This is a genomic window from Planctomycetaceae bacterium (assembly GCA_041398825.1).
Taxonomy (GTDB): domain Bacteria; phylum Planctomycetota; class Planctomycetia; order Planctomycetales; family Planctomycetaceae; genus F1-80-MAGs062.
This window is the reverse complement of sequence record JAWKTX010000008.1, coordinates 216,797-235,992: the sequence shown is the minus strand read 5'-3', so window position 1 is coordinate 235,992 and position 19,196 is coordinate 216,797. Positions and strand designations below refer to the sequence as shown.

Genomic DNA, 19,196 nt, shown 5'->3' with positions numbered 1-19,196 from the left:
CCTTCGTCGCCTGGCGTTTCCTGTTTCGTGCCATGATCAGAATTCTCCCTGGTTGTGTCCGGTTGCCGCAGGACCGTAGAATGATGAGTGAACGGGACCTTCCTGTTCGTGCCAGCCAGAGGAGCGCCATGGGGTTGCCGCCCCGGTCCTTTGGCCCTTTTTTCGCAGACGGTATCGCCAGTCAGGAATCAGCAAAACTCATGTTCACCGCCCCGAAAGAGTTAAGAACGCGTGTCCCAATAACTCCACGGAGAAGAGCACCATGGCTGTTGCACCAAATGAACCTGGTGCAACCGATAAGTGCAGGATTCATTCTGGCCCTCCTGGCCTGTCTGGCGGCAACTCCAGTCGCTAAAGCGGCTTCCGACGATTCTGCCGCCCGCCCCAACATTATCGTGATACTGGCGGACGATATGGGCTATTCGGATGCCGGCTGCTATGGCGGAGAAATTCAAACACCCAATCTTGATTCACTGGCCGCCAATGGCCTGCGATTCACCCAGTTCTACAATACGGCCCGCTGCTGGCCATCGCGGGCCGTGATTATGACCGGCTACTACGCGCAACAGGTCCGGCGGGACGCTCATTTTGGAACAGGACGCCGTGGCGGACAGGGACAGCGGCCAGCATGGGCACCGCTGCTTCCGGCTTTGCTGAAGTCAGCCGGGTATCGATCGTATCATTCCGGCAAATGGCACATCGACGGGAAGCAGCTGGATGGGGGATTCGATCGTTCTTATTCACTGGAAGATCATGATCGGTTCTTTTATCCCAAGCGCCACACACAGGATGATCAAAAGCTGCCTCCGGTGGAACGCGGAACAAATTACTATGCCACAACGCATATCGCCAATCATGCCATTGAGTGTCTCCAGGAACATGCATCTGAACACCCGGATCGGCCATTCCTGAGTTACATCGCGTTTACGTCGCCCCATTTTCCTCTTCACGCGTTACAGGAAGATATTGATAAGTATCGCACGACCTATCTGCAGGGATGGAACAAAGCTCAGCAGTCACGCGGACAGCGCATGAAAGACCTTGGAATCATTCACCACGATCCACCTCAAATGGAACGCGAACTGGGTCCACCTTATGATTTCCCGAAAGATCTGGACAAGCTGGGACCCGGCGAAATCTTTCGTCCTCTGCCGTGGAATGAACTCACCGAAACCCAGCAGGAGTTTCAGGCAACAAAAATGGCGATCCATGCTGCCATGGTCGACCGAATGGATCAGGAGATTGGTCGCGTGATCAGTCAACTGAAACAGATGAATGCCTTCGAGAACACACTGATTCTGTTTGCCTCGGACAACGGGGCCAGTGCTGAAATCATGGTGCGAGGAGACAGCCACAATCCCGACGCTCCGATGGGATCCGGCGAGACCTTTCTCTGCCTGGGGCCTGGCTTTTCAAGCCTTGCCAACACTCCCCATCGTCGACACAAAACCTGGGTGCACGAAGGTGGCATTTCAACAGAGCTGATCGCTCACTGGCCCAAAGGAATCACCTCCAGAGGCGAATTGCGTCATACCCCGGGACACCTGATTGATATCGTCCCGACAGTTCTGGACGTTGCCGGTACAAGAGCCCCGGAAGAATGGCAGGGCGAACCCGTCCCCAAAGCGCCCGGTCACAGTCTGGTGCCCCTTTTCAAAGAGGATGGAACCGTTACGCATGAAGAACTCTGGTGGTGCCACGACAATCATCGAGCTTTGAGACTTGGGGACTGGAAGATCGTCGCTTCCAATGGCGAACCCTGGGAACTGTACGACCTGAGCAAAGATCGTGGGGAATCCACTAATCTGGCAACTGCCCATCCGGAAAAAGTGACGCAGCTGGAACGGCGATGGAACGAATTGTCTGAACAATTTCAGGCGCAGTCCGCTCAGTAACGGACGTCTGCATTTTGTCCCGTTGCCCTTCAGCTGATCAGCAAATGTTCGATCCCGCTGAAGGTCAGTTATTGTCCGAAGATCTCCGTCCGGAATTCTTAGTCCGGCAAATCCAATGCGACATGCAAGGTAATGACCGTGCCCTGTGATCTCGGTGCAACGCAGGACCGTGTCGTGGCGCGGCAGAATGGTAATCCGATGAACGACGACAAATCCGGTTCCGATTTTCAGACGCTTCACTGGAAGGGCGATGCAGAATCCGGTGTGCTGTGGATGATTGATCAGACATTGCTTCCCGAGGTTTTTCAGGAAATCTCCTGCCCCACAGTGGAAGTTGTCTGGGATGCAATCAAGGTGTTGCGAGTTCGAGGAGCTCCGGCCATCGGGGTGGCTGCGGCCTATGGTGTCGTCGTCGGAACACAACCTCACCGACACGGAACCGCCGATGAATTTGCAAACAGTCTGAAGCAGGTCAGTCATTTTCTCGCAACAAGTCGACCGACGGCCGTCAATTTATTCTGGGCACTGGATCGAATGGAGCGGCATGCGGCATCACTTCATGATCTGCCGCCCGCCGAGATCCATGACGGACTGCTTGCAGAAGCAAAACGTATCCATCAGGAAGACGTTCAAATGTGTCGGCAGATGGGCGAACACGGTGCGGCGTTGCTGCCCGAATCCGCCTCCATTCTGACTCACTGCAATGCCGGAGCATTGGCCACAGCAGGCGACGGTACGGCTTTGTCCGTGATCTATTCTGCCCATCGGGCCGGAAAACGACTGCACGTCTTTGCAGATGAGACGCGTCCGCTGTTGCAGGGGAGTCGTCTGACGGCGTGGGAATTGTCTCGCCGACAAATTCCCGTGACCGTGATTTGCGATAACATGGCGGCACAAGTGATGAAAGAAGGGCGAATTCAGGCGGTGATCACCGGGGCTGATCGAATTGCGGCAAACGGTGATGCGGCCAACAAGATTGGGACGTACGGGGTGGCCGTCCTTGCGAAACATCATGGCATTCCGTTTTACGTCGCGGCGCCATCGAGCACATTTGATTTCAACATTCCGGATGGAAGTCTGATTCCCATCGAACAACGGTCGGCCGATGAGATTCGCTGTGGATTTGGCCGAATCACAGCGCCGATGGAAGCCGCCGTTTACAACCCGGCGTTCGACGTAACACCGGCGTCGCTGATTACAGCATTGATCACAGAACGCGGCGTGATTCATTCTCCAACAACACAGAACATTGCATCGCTTCTGGGGAAGTCATGACTAAGTTGCCCGCCGGTCTCCCAGCGAAACGTGCTCTCCGCCCCATCTGCAAAACAATAGCCGGACCCCGAACGGTCGCCGACTTGTGTCCTCATCACTGCTTAATTCGCAGGCGATTCGTGTTGTCGTTCATCCGCTCGTTTTCATTCACGATTCTGCCAGTCCAGTTACTGCTCATCGCGCTGATGATCGGACGGGGGCCATGTCGCGCGGATGATCCGGTCTTGCACTGGGTCAGCGGAGACAATCTTCCCGGAAAGCTTGTTACAGCAGATAAGGAGACACTGTCCTGGCAGTCACTCCTCTTTGAGCAACCGATGCAGATCCAGCTTGCGGATCTGGCATCCGTGACCTGGCCACAACAGGAACGGCAATCCATTCCGCCCGGCATGCATGTCTTTCAGATGCGGAATGGTGACGTTCTGGCGGGAGTGCTGACGGGGATAACAGAAGACGAATTCTATCTTCAGACGGATCGTCATGGGCTCGTGAAATTGTTACGCAAACAGATGAGACTGGTTCATTCAGGATCACAGGACTCGCAGCCAGCAAACGCCAGCTTATTGTATGCCGGACCGTCAGGTTTAACCGGCTGGCGACATCCGCTGATTTCCTCATGGACAGAACCACCAGGCTGGGTCGAAGAACGCGGCGGACATGTGACAACGACCAGAGCAGACGCGGTCATGTTTCGGCCGCTGCAGCTTCCGGATCGCTATGAAGTCGAATTGATTCTGACTTCCACGGAATGCCCTTCGTTTGTTTTTTCTCTTGGCAGCAACACGGACTCCAGCTTAAGACTGGAGGTCTGGGATCAGACACTGGTTGCGGTAAGCAATGATGTTTTCAAAGAAGTTCGCCGGCTGGAAAACAACACTCGTCGGCTGCACCTGATGCTCTTTGTCGATCACGTTGCTCATCGAATGATCGTTTATTCAGAAAGTGGTCAGCAACTCGCCGAACTTGACACCAGGAATTCGTCGCCAGGCAATCCAGGATTGCTGATCCGCAACGGATCTCACGATCTTTCAATCGAACATCTCACGGTGTCGCAATGGGATGGAAGCAATTTCGAAGGTGTCAAACCTGAATTCAGCCGCATTCACCTGACGAATGGCATGTCGTACTATGGACAATTGCAGGCCATCGTCGGCACACCGGATCAGGCAATCCTGATCACCGACGACGGCAAACAACCTGTCAAAGTCTCCGAGATCCAGGGGATCGTCAGCCATTATGCCAATGTGCCGGAAAGGTCCGTCAGCCAGATCGCAGCTACGTGGAGCAACGGAGAATTAATTTCCGGCGAATGGATGAAAGCCGACGAAAAAACCATCACTGTTCAAACCCTCAACAGTATCGACCCCATCATATCGTCGATCGAATCCATTCAACGAATTCGACTTCCGGCAACAGGCACGGAGCAACCGTTGCCGGACCGGCTTTTCTTTGCAGATGGAACTCTTCCAGGATCGTTAACCATCGATAACCATCCCACGCACCCGATTCTTTGGACGCCGCCGGGTGGTCGCAATGCGGTCCGTCTGCGTTCGGGCCAGCCCGCCCGAATTCTTGCAGGCCGCAAAGGGAATGAGTCTGATTATGACGCGGATGCCTTTCCGGACGTTATCTACCTGCGAAACAACGATGTCATTCCCTGCCGCGTTTTGCAGTGTACATCTCAGAAAATTCAGCTTTCTTCCCCATTCTTTGACGCCGTCGAAGTGGATGCCGGGGTCGTTCGAGCCATTGAGCTTGCAAATCCAAAGCAGCCAAAGAAAAGCGGCGGCGGATTCTCAGATCCCAACTGGAGACGCATTGTCGGCAGCCCGGATCTGAAACCGGACCACGTTACTTTCCGAGCTTCCGAAGCCATCGGGCACGCCTCCATTCTGAATGGTGACGTTGTCGAATTTTCCCTTTCATGGACCGAGAATGTTTCTGCCAACGTCCTTCTGAATCTGTTCACTCAGATCCCAAGTAACCAACCAGGCGGCCCTGCAATCGCCTTTGCGATTCGCGACAACACCATCATGGTGATGGATGGATCGGTTGATGGACGTCGCAGAGCAGATGATGTGGACACAGAGATCAAGCTGCCCGCGATGAAGGCTCGTATCACCATCTTCCGGCAGGGCAACAAGCTGAGAGTATCTGTGAACGGCCAGGTCGCTCAATCGTTCGAGATGGACAGTATCGATCGAACGTCCCGCGCATTGCTGGTGAGAGCGAGTGTGATCAACCGACGCCGCAGCTCCGGTATTCAACCTCCGAACGCAGTTCGCGCAAATGGAAACAGAGTAAGTCCAAACCCGATCGAGGGCGAGACGTTTGTCAGACTGAGCAATCTTCAGATTCGAGATACCGTCGGGAACTCAATCCGGCACTTCATCGACGACGATGCAAAGGCCATCACGCTGACCGTTCCCAGATTCCGATCTGAAGCACCTGCAACGCACGTGTTGATGTCTCCGAATGGTGATCTGCTTCGCGGTCACCTGATCAATGCCGATGAGACCTTTGTGCGATTCGAATCTCAGCAGGAAACACTGCAGATTGAACGGCATCGTATCGCTTCCATCATCTGGCTGACGCCTCCGCCGGATATTCCGAGCGGGGCAATGGGCAGTGATGGGACCAGTGAGCAGGTGACAGGCGCAACGCTTGTGAAGGATGAGCATGCGATTCAGATTGTCATGGACCAGGGGCTGGCGATGAGTCTGATTCCTGGTCAGATGGATGACACCGCGCTGACGGGAACATCCAGCATGCTCGGCAACTGTCAAATTCCATCGGGCAGCATTCGCGAGATCTTCTCCGGCCAATGGAATTCCGATGAAAACTTCGCCAGCTACACAGCATGGGACCTTCATCACGCCCCGGACCCGAAATGGCAAATGCCGACAACAGATGAGCAGGTGATGGAACTTGTTGGAGAACCTGCACCGGACCTGTCGCTACCGATGCTGGATGGTTCTCCGTTCCGATTGTCCGACCATTCGGGGAAAGTGCTGATCCTCGATTTCTGGGCATCATGGTGTGGACCGTGCACAAAAATCATGCCCGAATATGTACGAGCGACATCGGAATTCGCCCCGGAAAAAGTAATGCTGGTGGCGGTCAATCTGAAAGAGAAACCTGCGACCGTTTCGAAGTTTCTGGCAGACCGAAATCTGGCACCGACTACGTTACTGGACCGCAATGGTATCGGTGCGACGATCTATGGCGTGTCCGGGATTCCCTGTACGATCATTATCGGCCCGGATGGATTTGTCGAAGCCGTGAAGGTTGGTTATCAACCGGGAGCAGCAGCCGAACTGCGTCAGATTGTCGAGAAGATCCTGAACGGAACGTGGAAACGGCAAGCTTCCGGCGCCTCCCCTGCAAAGCCGAATATGCCCCGAATCAATCCATAGACATCGCACCCAAAGCAAAGTCAGGCATTGCACGGTGACTCCAATCCGGAGCTCTGCTGGCAGGCTGGGGCAGCTTTCACCCAAGAATATCGTGAATCACATGGCCGTGCACGTCAGTCAATCGCCTGTCAATGCCGTCATGACGAACAGTCAGCCGCTGATGGTCGATGCCCAATTGGTGCAGCACCGTAGCATGAATATCGTAAACCTGCGTCGGCTGACTGCGATCAAGCGGTTTGTAGCCCCATTCATCGGAAGGACCGTAAGTTACGCCTCCCCGAACACCACCACCGCAAAGCCAGTTGGTGAACACATACGGATTGTGATCGCGGCCTTTGCTGCCCTGCGTTGACGGCATTCGGCCAAACTCGGTTGTCCACAGGATAAGTGTGTCATCAAGCAGGCCACGTTGTTTCAGGTCTTTGATCAGGGCTGCGGTACCAACAGCCATTCCTGTCGCCAGCGGTCGATGATCCCGTTCAATGTCTTCATGACTGTCCCAGTTGCGGCGTGGGAAGCCATTGTCGTTTCCGGACCAGATTTGAATAAATCGTACTCCACGTTCGATTAGTCGCCGTGCGATCAGGCATTTTCTCCCGAAGTACTCGGCTTCTTCCGGGATATTGATTTCCGCTGGCCATTCCGTACCTGCACGATCCAGTCCATAGGACTTCAGAGTCTGTTCTGTTTCCTGTGACAAATCGAATGCCTCAGGTGCAGTCAATTGCATTTGAGCGGCAAGTTCATAGGACCTCAGTCGAGCTTCCAGTCGGCTGTCACCCGGGCGTAGCTGCTGATACTGATGATTCATCTGTCGGAGCAGCGCGAAACCGTCGCGGTCCGCCGATTTTGTCGCGAATTCAAGCTCGGGTCGAAGGTCGGCGATTGGATTGGCTCGCTGTGGAAAGATCATCGTGCCCTGGTGAGTTGCGGGAAGAAATGCAGAGCTCCAGTTTTTGGGACCGTTGCTGGCAAAGCCGCGATGATCCGGCAGCACGACAAATGTGGGAAGATTCTGCCGTATCGATCCCAGTGCATAACTCACCCATGCACCGACACTTGGGAAGCCAGGCCTGTCAAATCCGGTGGCCTGCAGGTATGTTGCCTGACTATGGACGCCTGTCTTTCCGACCAGGTTGTGAATAAAAGCGATATCGTCGACGCAGTCTCCCAGCGGAGCAACAGCGTCGCTGAGGAACTTGCCACATCCACCGTATGGACGAAATGGAAATGGCGACTTCATCCACGGACCGAGTCCATTCTGAAAGGCTTCGACGTGCTCACCAAAATCGGATGGCTTTCCGTGGTGCTGTTCCAGTTGAGGCTTGTAATCCCAAAGATCGATGTGACTGGCTGCCCCTGCCATAAACAACTGGATCACTCGCTTCGCTTTGGCCGGGTGGTGCAGTACTGTCAGATGCGAACCGTTGCCCGGACGATCATAGGGACCAATATCCTGAACTGATCCGTCAGCGACAGCGTCTTCGAACAACATGGCTGCTGCTGCGACACTGCCGAATCCCATTGCCGATTCAAGGAATGAACGACGTGAAGCCACTGTATTCGGTGATGGCGCAGCCGAAAACACAGGATTTGAGACAGGGCAAGTATGTTGTGCAACCATCGAACAGTCCTCAGCGACAGCTTAAAGCAGGGTCACCGATTATCGTCCGAATCTGCAGGAAAACCAAACGACCGTTGGCGTTGGACTCATTCGATGCGTGAGACTTCGCCACTTCCGGCGACTTTTTGCGTGATCTCTGGTTCTCCGACATAACGGACTCGACCGCTGCCGGCAATGGACACTTTCAGCTTTTGAGTCGCCTGCACAAAGACATCACCTGAACCTGACACCGAAACATCGACACCATCTGCCGGAACCTCTTCCGTGTGCACGGTGCCACTGCCCGCGATGGAGATATTCAACTGCTCGCACGTCCCCGTGGCTGAAACCTTTCCTGAACCTGCAATACTGATTCTGCAGTCCTTTGCCTGCAGCCCCACGCTGATATCTGTGGACCCGGCCAAACTCAGTTTGACATTGTCACCACCCAATTCATCAATCCGGCCATCAATCGCCCCGGCCAGGGCGACGCTTGATATCACCGGAGCAGAAATCACAAGCTTCGAAGGTGCCTTGACGGCCAGGTTTTCCTTCGAAGAGACCTTCAGCAAGCCATCCGTCACCGTCGAATCGACCAGAGGCAGGAGGTTATCATCGAGCGTCAGTTCTACCAGGAAGCTGTCAGCCTTTCGGATTTCAATTTCCACTGGAATGGCAATTTCGACTCGATCGAAGTCCTTCAGATCCCTGACTTCCGTTCTGGCTGTCCCTGATCCGGGGACAGCAGGAGTTGCAAGTGCACAACCTCCAATCAGCATTAGTAACGATGAGCAAGAAGGGATCACAGAAGGATGTGGCGTGTGCATAGAGGTTGTTCTTCAGATGTTGCAACGGCAGGTCAGAAGTCCTGCCTGATTCCGGCGAAATGACGTCCGCGAATGAACGATTCGCCAAAGTCTTTGAATTCCTGGCATGGATTCGGTCGAATCTCTCGATTCTGGTCGAAACACGCCTGTTCAGAATCGTTGAACTAACCCGAAACGTTCTTTGACTGCACTTCTGCTTGTCACTCGCCCTCGAGAGTGTCTGGCGAAACACCAATCGAAAGCAAACGCCGCAGACCTTTGAAGATTCCGAGGAATAAAGCGAGCGAATAGCCAACGACATAAAGCACAGTCAACACCGTCAGGCATCCGCCCATCAGCGCGCCGAATTTCCAGTTGGCGATTGCGAAGAGTGTTTGCGACTCAGGTTCTGAAGAACTTACAAACGCCCTGGCCTTTTCAACAACGCTATCGAGGCTGGCGGGTGAAACGCTCACTTCGATGAACTGATCACCCGGCCCATGAACCTGCAAAAAGCCTTCGCCGTCGACGGAGACGGTCTTGTTGGTTGTTCGACCGAATTCACGTTTTCGTTGGGTCCCACCCGCGCGTTCCCTTTTCGTGATTTCTCTGGCCGGTTGAATCTTCTGCGTTTTGAAGGGGACAACAAAGTACATGCACGTCTTTGCTGTGCAACGAACTTCACCGTCTATGCGTTCGAAGCAGATCCAGCTGGCCGGGGCCATCCCCGTCACAATGCCGGGAAACACGATACAAATCACAAAGACAATCACATGCTGAGCAATCCAGCCGCCAAGTGTGACCTTCTTGCCATCGATTGACCCCGAATTCATTGGTGAGACTCAATTCAAAGACTCGGACTCGGAAACGAACGGACCCGGCAGGCACGATGTCGATTCATTAACAACGGGAGATGTTCTGCGAAGCGGGCACGGTTTGGCTATTAGATACCTGAATCAATGGGATACCTGAATCAATGGGATACATGAATCAATGCCCCGCCGAGCTGTTGGCAGGCTACTTGTCAGATGGATTTTCTGTCAATCTGACGTAATCGATCGCAACCATGTAGGCTTTGACTGCTTTTTCGTTGGCTCCGGTGATCTGCAGATTCAGTTTGTGGTTGCCTTTCGTCAGGCGAATGTTGGAATAGCTCAGCACCCCGGTGGTGATTACGTCGGGATCGTTGAAGAAATCCACACTTCCTTCGAGCACCTGGTCGTCGATGCTGATCTTTGCCGTACCGTAGTCTTTGGCTTTGGTGAAGACGAGCTCAACGTTGTAGACGCCATCGGCTTCCACGGGTAACTCAAGCGACAATGTGTCGCCTGGTTTTGCGCCGGTCCACCACAGATGATCATTTCCGCTCCAGCGATCCGCTTTGAAGTTGCCCATGGCCTGGTTGCGGGTAGTTCCGCCGGTCTTGCCGATGATCTTCATACTTTCACCTTCAATGGCTCCGGACACCCGCCCCGTCTTTGGATCGATGTCAGACGGCGGTCCGGACATCGTAACCTGAGTCGGGCTGGCCAGATACGCGATCAGATCCCGAGCTTCTTCTTTCGTAAGAGTCTTGAGCTGCCCTTCGGGCATCATCGACACGTTCGAAAGAGCGCGTTCATCGATATCCGCTTTCGGCACGACGACTTTATCGTTGATGGTTTGAATGGTCAGTGCGCTGTCGGTTTCCTGCTTCAAAAGGCCACTAATGACACGACCGTCTGTCAAAGCCACCACTGTCATTTGATAATCACGACCGACAACGGCACTTGGGTCCAGGATGTTTTCCAGGATGTAGTCCAGGTTGGATCGGTTAGAACCTGTGATGTCCGGACCAATGTCACCGCCGGTTCCAAACAGGCGATGGCAGTTTTGACAGGTTTTCGCAAAGACGCGGCGACCGTTCCCCAGATGCGCGGCTTTCAGGGCTTTGGGCGTGAGTTGCTGTTTCCATTCGATGACCTGCTGCTTCTTGTCTTCGCTGGATTCGCGTATTTCGCCCCAGTTCTTTTTCAGCAGCTCATTCAGAGCCGAATTATTGAATGCCAGAATCTGTCGCACATGATAAGCGTGCAGTTCGCTGCTGGGAACGTCGCCCTTGCCAATGGAATTCAGCAGAGCGGTCGTCCATGCGGGCCGAGACACCAGCGTGCTGACAACATCTTTGCGAGTGGCCTCGCTGAATGACGGATAGGCCGCCAGCAACGTCGCTGGCACATCGTCGTTCTTTGCGTCGGCCAGCGTCGCCAATGCTCGGACAGCCGCGCCCTGCAGTTCTGTATCTTTCAGGACGGAGTCGCCAAGCAGTACTCCGGCGGCCGATTTGTCCTGACCTCGCACCAGCACATCCAGTGCCTGACGACGACGTTTGACGTTCTGCGAGGCGTCCGCCAGCAGAGCTCGCATTTTCGGATACACGCGCTGATCGCCAAAGAGAATCGCCAGCTGATCTGCCTTGTCAGCCAGATCCTGCTGACCACTCTTATTCAGGCGATCATAAGCGGCCTGCCATGCTTCGGGCATGGGAATGCCGACCCGACCTTCAAACGACGCCAGCATTTCGTCCATGATCAGCCGCTGTGTTTCGGCACTGGCGGTGTTCAGTGCAGCTACGACCGGAGCGATCGTGTCGTTTTGGACAGATGCTCGCCGTACGATGTACCGCTGCAGCAGTGGAATTTTTGTTTGCAAAGCCAGTTCCATAGCTCGTTTGGCATCTGTTGGCACAAGAGGTTCGATGCCATACCACAAGAGCAGAGGGATATTGTGATCATCCGCGTCTTCTGCGTGAGCAGCCAGATTCTTCGCAAGCAGCCAGCGACTTTCGAGCGGCAAGCGCTGCAGGGCAGATGACAGGTACATGCGGACGACAGCCGAATTCTCAAACGCCGCCATGACCTGAAATTTTTCCATCAGCTCTTCAGAAACCTGGAAATCTTCCAGTTGAAGCTGAATGGTCCACGCTCGGATGTATTCGTCCTTATCGAGAAGGAGTTCGTCGGCAAAGTCCTCGGTAAAAGAGTCCAGAGCATTCAGTGTCCACAGGTATCGGAGTCGCTGCTCAACGGTAAGTTCCGCGTTGGCCGCCCCCGCTTTGATGGCTGCGATTCCTTCCTTCGAACAGCCTTTGTGCATCAGCGTCTTGCGGGCCATCCGTACAAACCATTCGTTCTTGTGTTCATGAGCCGCCAGCAGTTGCGATTCGTTCCAGCTGGCAACGTCCACAGAATTGGCTTTGACGTCGCCATAGCTGACTCGATACACGCGGCCGTTCGTGCGATCCCAGATTTCCGGATTGGTGCGATGGCACGCGTTCTTGTCGTACCAGTCGATCAGATATACCGTACCATCGTGGTTGTAACGCAGGTTGATGCCGCGATAGTAGTGGTCGTTAGCGAATAGAAAGTCCTGGCCATGGTGTCCGACGTAGCCGGATTGGCCTTCGATCTTTTCCAGCAGATCGTTGTTGATGCGATTCCCGTGGATGTTGTTAAAGAAGATCTGATTGCGGTGCTGATCGGGCCAGTTGTCGCCCAGATAGATCATGCCTCCGGCGTGAGCGTGTCCGCCGCCTGCTTCGGAAGTGCCGCCTGCTGCTTTGGGTTCGTGGCCCCACCAGGCATGGTCGCGAATGTTGCCAACATAGTGAGCATGGTCAGCAATAGTCTTGATGTCGTCGTAGGTGTATTCGTTAAAGTGACGACCACCCTGCCGATGATATCTGCCTCCCTGAACCATGTGCCACAGATGCGGGATAACGCATGCCGTGATAAATGCCTGACCGCGATCATTGAAATCGACGCCCCAGGGATTACTGGTTCCATTGGCAAAGGTTTCGAAGATGTCTTTCGTGGGGTGATAGCGCCACACCGCGCAGTTCATGGGGATACGCTGCTGGTCGGATTCGCCCGGTCGACCCACTTTCGAGTGGGTGAAGACACCGTGGCAACCGTAGAGCCAGCCATCGGGGCCCCAGATGAATGCGTTGAGCGTTTCGTGAGTGTCATGCCATCCAAAACCGTCTCGCAGAACGATCGCGCCTTTGGGCACATCGCCGGGAAACTGAAGGTTTGCCTGCGAGATACCGTTCATTGTCTCCAGCGCGGCAGATGCTGACGCCGTGATTAGACCTCCCTGCTGACCATCCGGAATATCGTTGCCGTCGATGTCGGGGATGAACATCAGGTACGGAGCAGCTCCCACGTAAACGCCACCGAAACCCACTTCCAGACCACTAACAAGATTGAGTCCTTCGATAAAGACCTTTGACTTATCCAGCGTACCGTCGCCATCGGTATCCTCCAGAATCAGAATCTTGTCCTTGCCCTGACCATTTTCAGCTCGCAAAGGATATGTGTGAGCTTCCGCAATCCAGACGCGCCCTCTGGCATCGAAACACATCGCGACCGGCTGATGGACGGTTGGTTCGCCGGCGGCCAGCTGGACTTTGAATCCCGGCGGCACGGTCATATGGGCGGCGGCGGCTTCGGGTTCAAGACCTTCGGCCATGGCAACGGTCTTCCGCGGCTGCGCTAATTCGTATTCTTCGTGACTGACTTCTTTTTGAGTGTGAATCAGAACATTGCCACCCTTCATGCCACCAGTGATGATGTCCAGCAGACCATCGTTGTTGATGTCCATCACTGTCAGCCCGCGACCGATACCCGCTTCGCCATCGGCTTTGTGCGGAATGAAATCGACAGTGCCGTCACCGTTGCGGTGAAGCTCAAACCAGTACACAACCGCACCGGCATCCCACATCGGGCTTTGCGTGTGATGCGACCAGTACGTTTTGCCGGTGATGATATCTTTCAGGCCGTCGCCATTGATGTCGGCCAGTTGCACGGCGTGAAGTTCGGTGAACAACAGTCCGTACGGACTGTCTTCTGCCTTGTCGCCCATCAACAGGTGGCGAGTAAAACCGATTTCGTCGCCAGCGCCTTTGCCGGTGTTCTCAAACCACGCGAGACCGTAATCGTGAGCGGACAGGCTGGTGATGATGTCGTTGTCGCCGTCACCATCGACATCGTAAGCAAACATGTCCGCCGACGCTCGCGCAAATTCGTGTTTGTGGAACGCCCAGTTTTCGTTGGCTGTAACTTTTGCTGGCTGTTCGAACCATCCATCGCGAGCCAGCATGTCCATACGTCCGTCGCCGTTGACATCGCCGACGCCCAGACCATGACCAAACGGCTTGGGGGCCGTCGCGGCGCTGATGCTGTGGAAGGTCCAGGCTTCCAGCGGCTTGCCAGCGGCAGGAAGGTAGTAACCGTAATGCCCGTCCCGCGTGCAGATCAGTTCGGGAATTCCATCGCCCGTGATATCGGCGAACTGTGGAGCTTCATTGCTGACCTGATCCGCTACGGTGAATTTTTCCCAGAGCGAATCCAGGTTGTTTCGACCGGGATTGCGATACACGTAGCCGGGAGTGCCGGGGAAGCCAGCGGTCAGAACGTCATTGTTGCCATCACCATCGAAGTCATAAACCCAGTGAAAGAAGTGATCCGCATAGCCCTTCATGTTCTGCGGGACAGCCGGATAAATCTCGTGCTTCTTTTCAAACGCCGGGCCCTCATACCAGTGCGGCCCGTAAACCGCGTCACCGTGCCCATCACCGTTGATGTCTCCGGCGCCAGCACCCTCGGAAAAATAGATGTCCGAAAGTTCGACGCGTTGGAACTCGTCCAGCCGGTGATCATCCGCCAGCGCGGAATTGTTCAGTGCAATCGTCAAAAGGCAGGAAACAATTGAGGATGTGGTCAGGCGGGGACAGCACGCGGGCATGGCAGACTTCCGAAGGGAACAAGGTGAGTCGAATACAGGCCAGACAGGCATGATCGCAGAAACGTTTTCTGCATTCGAGCGATGCAGCGAAGATTCTGCCCGTCGCTGTCGACGCCATGACTCACCTTACCCGCAGGAAGTGAACTCGAAAGGAGGAAATCGCCCCTGGTATTACTCCGTAGTGAGCCGTGTATTTGAGATTTGAACGTCGAGGCCGAACTATGCTTCTGATGGTGTACACATCCCCGGCATCCGGTGACAGTTGTCATCAGAAACACCAATTCTTCCGTCTTGGTAAGCAGGCGTGCCTGAACCCATCACTTCATCCGATCGATATGAGATTGACAACGCGGCCCCGTTGCCGCAGGTTGTGGAATCGTTTGCGCAGTCGATGGCGGCGGTGAAAGCTCCTCAGGCACCAGCCGATTTGATGTCGCCGTGGAAACACCTCATGTTCCTCGGGAGCATTCTGATCGCCGGTGTTACAGCAGAGTGGATTCTGGATCAGAAAATCCATCTTTCCGGAGGCAGGGCTCCGGCTCTGCTGACGTTCTTTTCTCAAAACATCGCGATTCTGACCGTCGGATTCGGATTTGCCATTTATGGATGTCTCATTAATCGGCAGCTCAGTCTTCGACTGCGATTACAGGAAGATATGGGCCCGTACAAGCTGAAGGAGCTGTTGGGGACGGGAGGTATGGGTGATGTCTATCTGGCAGAACACCGCCTGCTCAAGAGACTGTGCGCCGTGAAGCTCGTTCGACGCGATCGCGCTGAAAGCCCTCACCTTCTGGAATGCTTCGAACGTGAGGTGAAAGCAACGGCCCAGCTGACACACTGGAATACCATTCAGGTGTATGACTACGGAAGAACAGAGTCCGGTACGTTCTATTATGCCATGGAATACCTGCGAGGCTTGAATCTGCGACAGCTGGTGGATCAGTTCGGTCCGCAACCCGCTGACAGAGTTGTCTTCATCCTGAAGCAGATTTGCGGTTCACTGCACGAAGCTGCGTTAAACGGACTTGTGCATCGCGATATCAAGCCCAGCAATATCTTTCTGACGGAGCGGGGCCACATGTACGATGTCGCAAAACTACTCGATTTTGGACTCGTCCGACCAGCCTCTGAAGAAGGTTTCGATATTCGAAATACCAGGCAGCAATTGCAGGGATCCCCCCGCTATATGTGTCCCGAACAGGCACGTGGTCAGAATTCCGATTGTCGTGGCGACTTATATTCTCTGGGTTGCGTTGCCTACTTTCTGCTGACAGGGCACCCTCCATTTGATGAACGCAACCCTGTGTTGCTGGTTGTCGCTCACGGCACAACGCCGGCGCCTGCCTTCGAAGATATTGGGGTGAAGGTGCCAGCAGACTTGTCTGCCGTCATTATGAAGTGCCTGAATAAGAAGCCCGATGACAGATATCGGACACCGAGAGAGTTACTGACTGCACTCGAAAACTGCACGCAGTGTCAGAATTGGGGATGGGAGTCGGCTGAGCGATGGTGGCGTGAACACCAGGCGAAGCTTCCTTCGGCCGCTACAGATCAGACAGAAACCATCGGACTTACGTCAGTCGAAAACAGGCAGAATCCTGCCCTGGAAGAGCCCGAGGCTACACTCGTTGGTGACAATTGAGACTCATCGCGCATCGGGTGTGGTGATCTGTTCTTTCAGACTTGCGAACTGTTCAGCAAGCATTTGATCGACCGGGGAGCTCCAGCTCATTAATCCACCGGAAACAGAGCCGCCGACACGGTAAGTCATGTCAATGCCCGTTCCACGGTCGTTCTTTGTAAACGTGACAGTCATGACACCGTTGACCGGGTATTCCTGCAGAGGACCCAGACCGCCGGATAAACGAATCTTCTTTCCGGGATTGGCAAAAATAACCTTCATATGCTCAACGAATCCACCGCCGGGTAGCTTCTCCAGAAACGCTCCGCCCGGCTTGTCGTCAATTGTCATATTGGTCGCGTCGCCTGAATACGTATGTGCGGAGCTCCACCAGGAGCCCACGCGAACAAAGTGTCGGTACGCTTCGGCTGGCTCCACGGCAACTTGCTGATGGTGTCGGATCGTGAAGCCCGTATCGGCGGAATCAGTCACTTCTGCAGCAGCGTGATTCGCTGCACCACAGACGATCACCATCAGAATAAGACCACGTTTAACGAATGAGGTAACGCTTGGCATCGCTGACTGTCTTTGGATCTTTCTTCTCAAGTTCTGCCAGATGTGCAGCAGCTTTCACAGCGTGCGGTGGATTCACGGGGTCCTGTCCATCGGCGACCGCTGGTTTGTCCTGACTGCAATAATACAAGAACTTAACGATGGCTCTTTTGATGGCCGGAATATTGAATTTCGGATCATCGTACATTTCCATCAATTGATCCTGCACATCCCAGTCTTTCCACCGTGCCAGATCCGCAATCACCAGGTCCGTCATTTCAACGCGAGGCAACAGCAGACGCATGGATTGCTTCAGCCTGTCTTTTGGAAGGCGGTCTGGTTCGTAGGTCCACATGAATCGAAGCGCCTGCATGGAGGCATACGTTTCGCTGAAGGGAAGTTTGATCTCTTCACCCTCCGGGTTGCGGCATGTCTTCGACAGCATTTTCGTGTCTTCCAGAACCTTCAGACCCGCCTCACCTCGAATCAGCAGATACCCGGACATTACGCCTTCGATTCCAAGACGGAAATCGGTGTCGGGTACGACAATTTTCTGTTCCATAGCGGCTGCGTCGTCATCAGTGCCGCAGAGTCCCAGCAACAGCCCGTAAAGCCCGATGCGCGTCGCTGATGTCTTCGGATCCATCAGCCACTGGCGAAGCTTCTCGCGCGGCAGCCGATCCTTCAATGGTGTAATCACTTCGTACGGAGCAGCAGCGAATTCCGCATAGGCGTCGTTCGAAATCATCAGGTCCGGGTGTTCCAGGAATTCAATCGCAAAGGCAAGGCGTTCCGTTTGAGCCTCAGGGTCAGTGACCGGAGCGGGAATCTGCGAAAGGTAGTCCCATCCGGATTGCGAAATCTGAGTCGGGACCTGCCAGTCCAGAAGTTGGGCGTCCGGCCCCATCAATGAATACAAGGCTGCTTTGTCGCCGGCGATATACTGCGGAAGTTCAATGGTCTGCCCCACTGCAAATCGCTGACCAACAGACTTGCTGACCTGAACAATCCTGAATTGTGATGACCCCGCTTTGGTCTCTGTCGGTTTATCTCCGCCCAGCCATTTGCCAAGCAATACGTGATCGGACATCTGAAGCTGTTCGGCCATGGACAGCGACGGCGCGTCACAAAAAGGGCACAGCCACGCAGCAGTCGCGGTGGCCCCGGACAGAACAAGGCAAGACAGGGACGCTATTGCGAAAGCGGAACTCTTCATTGGATTCACCCCTGACGCTACCGAAGCACTCGCGCGTCATCAATTCGAAACAGACCGAAGAGTTCCATCTCATTCACGATCGGTTCAATGTGAAACACACCCTCAACGTCGAAGGGCTTCCCTTCGATGTAGTCAGTTTCCGCTCCTTCGGTCAGTGACACCTCAATGATATCGTAAATCTTTGGCTTCCGCACGAAACAACAAATGCCATTGTCCCTAGCCAGCGTAAAGTGGACAACTCCCGTCGCCTGAAACGTCGGGAACATGAATCCACGGATGCGAATGCGCTGCCCATCCAGTGAACTCAACCATTCCGGAAAATGCTCTACGGCATCGACCGGCACGGGTTCCATATTCAGCACCTTGAGCAAGTCAATATCGTCGTAGGTCACTCGCAGTGCATTGCTGCCTCGCTCTTTGCGGAATGTCTTGTGCGGAATCAGAAGTTGAATGGGAAGTGGCTCCGCGGGAGTTTCGGATCCCAGCAGTTCTGCACCGGTGATCACTGCGCCAGGGATCACTGCACCGGGGATCACCCCACCACCCATTCGCTCCGGAACCCCGCTGGTTTGCTGAATTCCCGAGCCCGATTCGGACTCTACCACGTTTTCGTTGTCAGATTCACCAGAACGCTGAGCCGACGCCAAGCTGCCCTCAGATCCATCCGTCGACGTTTCGGTGCTGGTATTGCCGCCCTCATCAGCCGCAGTGGCCTCATCAGCTGCAGTGACCTTCTCAGCCCCAATGACGTTCTCCTCAGTCGCCGGGACTGGCTGTTCGATTTCCTGACTGTCGGTGGATGGCGCTGTCGGCGACTCATCCTTTCCCTCAGCGGCGGACGTCAATGAGTCATCAGGGTCTACGTCGGTCGATTCCTGAATCAGGACGTTCTCAGATGCGGTGCTTGCGTAATCGACGTAGTTTTCAGAGCTGTCGCTACACCCCAGCACCAGTACAAACCAGCATGTGACAGCAGGAAAGCTGAATTTCCGATTGTCAGGGCGTAGCCATTTTTTCATTTTGGAATA

Annotated in this window: 11 protein-coding genes; 4 read left to right on the top strand and 7 right to left on the bottom strand. The window is 54.5% G+C overall.

Features of this window, described 5'->3' with window-relative positions; genetic code table 11:
* Positions 1-278 precede the first annotated feature (278 nt).
* The 3 genes from R3C20_15885 to R3C20_15875 all read left to right on the top strand — a co-directional run bounded on the left by R3C20_15885 (position 279) and on the right by R3C20_15875 (position 6,586).
* The gene (locus R3C20_15885) at positions 279-1,895 is read left to right on the top strand and encodes an arylsulfatase (GenBank protein MEZ6041983.1); all 1,617 of its coding nucleotides are present in this window, start codon (positions 279-281) and stop codon (positions 1,893-1,895) included.
* Positions 1,896-2,027: 132 nt separating this feature from the next.
* Complete coding sequence (gene mtnA / locus R3C20_15880; protein MEZ6041982.1) at positions 2,028-3,170, top strand: S-methyl-5-thioribose-1-phosphate isomerase; 1,143 nt, start codon at positions 2,028-2,030, stop codon at positions 3,168-3,170.
* Between the two features lie 119 nt (positions 3,171-3,289).
* Positions 3,290-6,586, top strand: coding sequence for a TlpA disulfide reductase family protein (locus tag R3C20_15875; protein ID MEZ6041981.1), 3,297 nt, complete (start codon positions 3,290-3,292; stop codon positions 6,584-6,586).
* A gap of 76 nt (positions 6,587-6,662) precedes the next feature.
* Here R3C20_15875 and R3C20_15870 read toward each other — a convergent pair whose 3' ends face one another.
* The 4 genes from R3C20_15870 to R3C20_15855 form a co-directional block, all read right to left on the bottom strand.
* A complete protein-coding gene (locus tag R3C20_15870) occupies positions 6,663-8,144 on the bottom strand; it encodes a DUF1501 domain-containing protein (protein ID MEZ6041980.1) in 1,482 nt (493 codons plus the stop codon).
* A gap of 152 nt (positions 8,145-8,296) precedes the next feature.
* A complete protein-coding gene (locus R3C20_15865) occupies positions 8,297-9,016 on the bottom strand; it encodes a head GIN domain-containing protein (protein MEZ6041979.1) in 720 nt (239 codons plus the stop codon).
* 200 nt (positions 9,017-9,216) lie between these two features.
* A complete protein-coding gene (locus tag R3C20_15860) occupies positions 9,217-9,828 on the bottom strand; it encodes a hypothetical protein (protein MEZ6041978.1) in 612 nt (203 codons plus the stop codon).
* Between the two features lie 184 nt (positions 9,829-10,012).
* Positions 10,013-14,779, bottom strand: a complete 4,767-nt coding sequence (locus tag R3C20_15855; GenBank protein ID MEZ6041977.1) for an FG-GAP-like repeat-containing protein — start codon at positions 14,777-14,779, stop codon at positions 10,013-10,015.
* Between the two features lie 304 nt (positions 14,780-15,083).
* Here R3C20_15855 and R3C20_15850 point away from each other — a divergent pair, with 304 nt between their 5' ends.
* Positions 15,084-16,421: a serine/threonine-protein kinase gene (locus R3C20_15850; GenBank protein ID MEZ6041976.1), complete on the top strand. Its 1,338-nt coding sequence runs from the start codon at positions 15,084-15,086 to the stop codon at positions 16,419-16,421.
* 3 nt (positions 16,422-16,424) lie between these two features.
* On the opposite strand, the gene R3C20_15845 is transcribed toward R3C20_15850, so the two are convergent.
* Genes R3C20_15845 through R3C20_15835 form a run of 3 tightly spaced genes read right to left on the bottom strand, consistent with a single transcriptional unit; the run spans position 16,425 to position 19,187 of the window.
* A complete protein-coding gene (locus R3C20_15845; GenBank protein ID MEZ6041975.1) occupies positions 16,425-16,976 on the bottom strand; it encodes a hypothetical protein in 552 nt (183 codons plus the stop codon).
* Positions 16,951-18,168 carry a hypothetical protein gene (locus R3C20_15840; GenBank protein MEZ6041974.1) on the bottom strand — a complete coding sequence of 406 codons (1,218 nt, stop codon included), beginning with the start codon at positions 18,166-18,168 and terminating at the stop codon, positions 16,951-16,953. The genes R3C20_15845 and R3C20_15840 overlap by 26 nt, the downstream gene beginning before the upstream one ends.
* Before the next feature lie 17 nt (positions 18,169-18,185).
* The gene (locus tag R3C20_15835) at positions 18,186-19,187 is read right to left on the bottom strand and encodes a DUF3299 domain-containing protein (protein ID MEZ6041973.1); all 1,002 of its coding nucleotides are present in this window, start codon (positions 19,185-19,187) and stop codon (positions 18,186-18,188) included.
* Positions 19,188-19,196: the final 9 nt, after the last annotated feature.

Coding starts and splice junctions, on each gene's coding strand:
- R3C20_15885 (MEZ6041983.1), top strand. CDS start 279: ATGAACCTGGTGCAACCGATAAGTGCAGGATTCATTCTGGCCCTCCTG.
- mtnA (MEZ6041982.1), top strand. CDS start 2,028: ATGACCGTGCCCTGTGATCTCGGTGCAACGCAGGACCGTGTCGTGGCG.
- R3C20_15865 (MEZ6041979.1), bottom strand. CDS start 9,016: ATGCACACGCCACATCCTTCTGTGATCCCTTCTTGCTCATCGTTACTA.
- R3C20_15860 (MEZ6041978.1), bottom strand. CDS start 9,828: ATGAATTCGGGGTCAATCGATGGCAAGAAGGTCACACTTGGCGGCTGG.
- R3C20_15855 (MEZ6041977.1), bottom strand. CDS start 14,779: ATGCCCGCGTGCTGTCCCCGCCTGACCACATCCTCAATTGTTTCCTGC.
- R3C20_15845 (MEZ6041975.1), bottom strand. CDS start 16,976: ATGCCAAGCGTTACCTCATTCGTTAAACGTGGTCTTATTCTGATGGTG.
- R3C20_15840 (MEZ6041974.1), bottom strand. CDS start 18,168: ATGAAGAGTTCCGCTTTCGCAATAGCGTCCCTGTCTTGCCTTGTTCTG.
- R3C20_15835 (MEZ6041973.1), bottom strand. CDS start 19,187: ATGAAAAAATGGCTACGCCCTGACAATCGGAAATTCAGCTTTCCTGCT.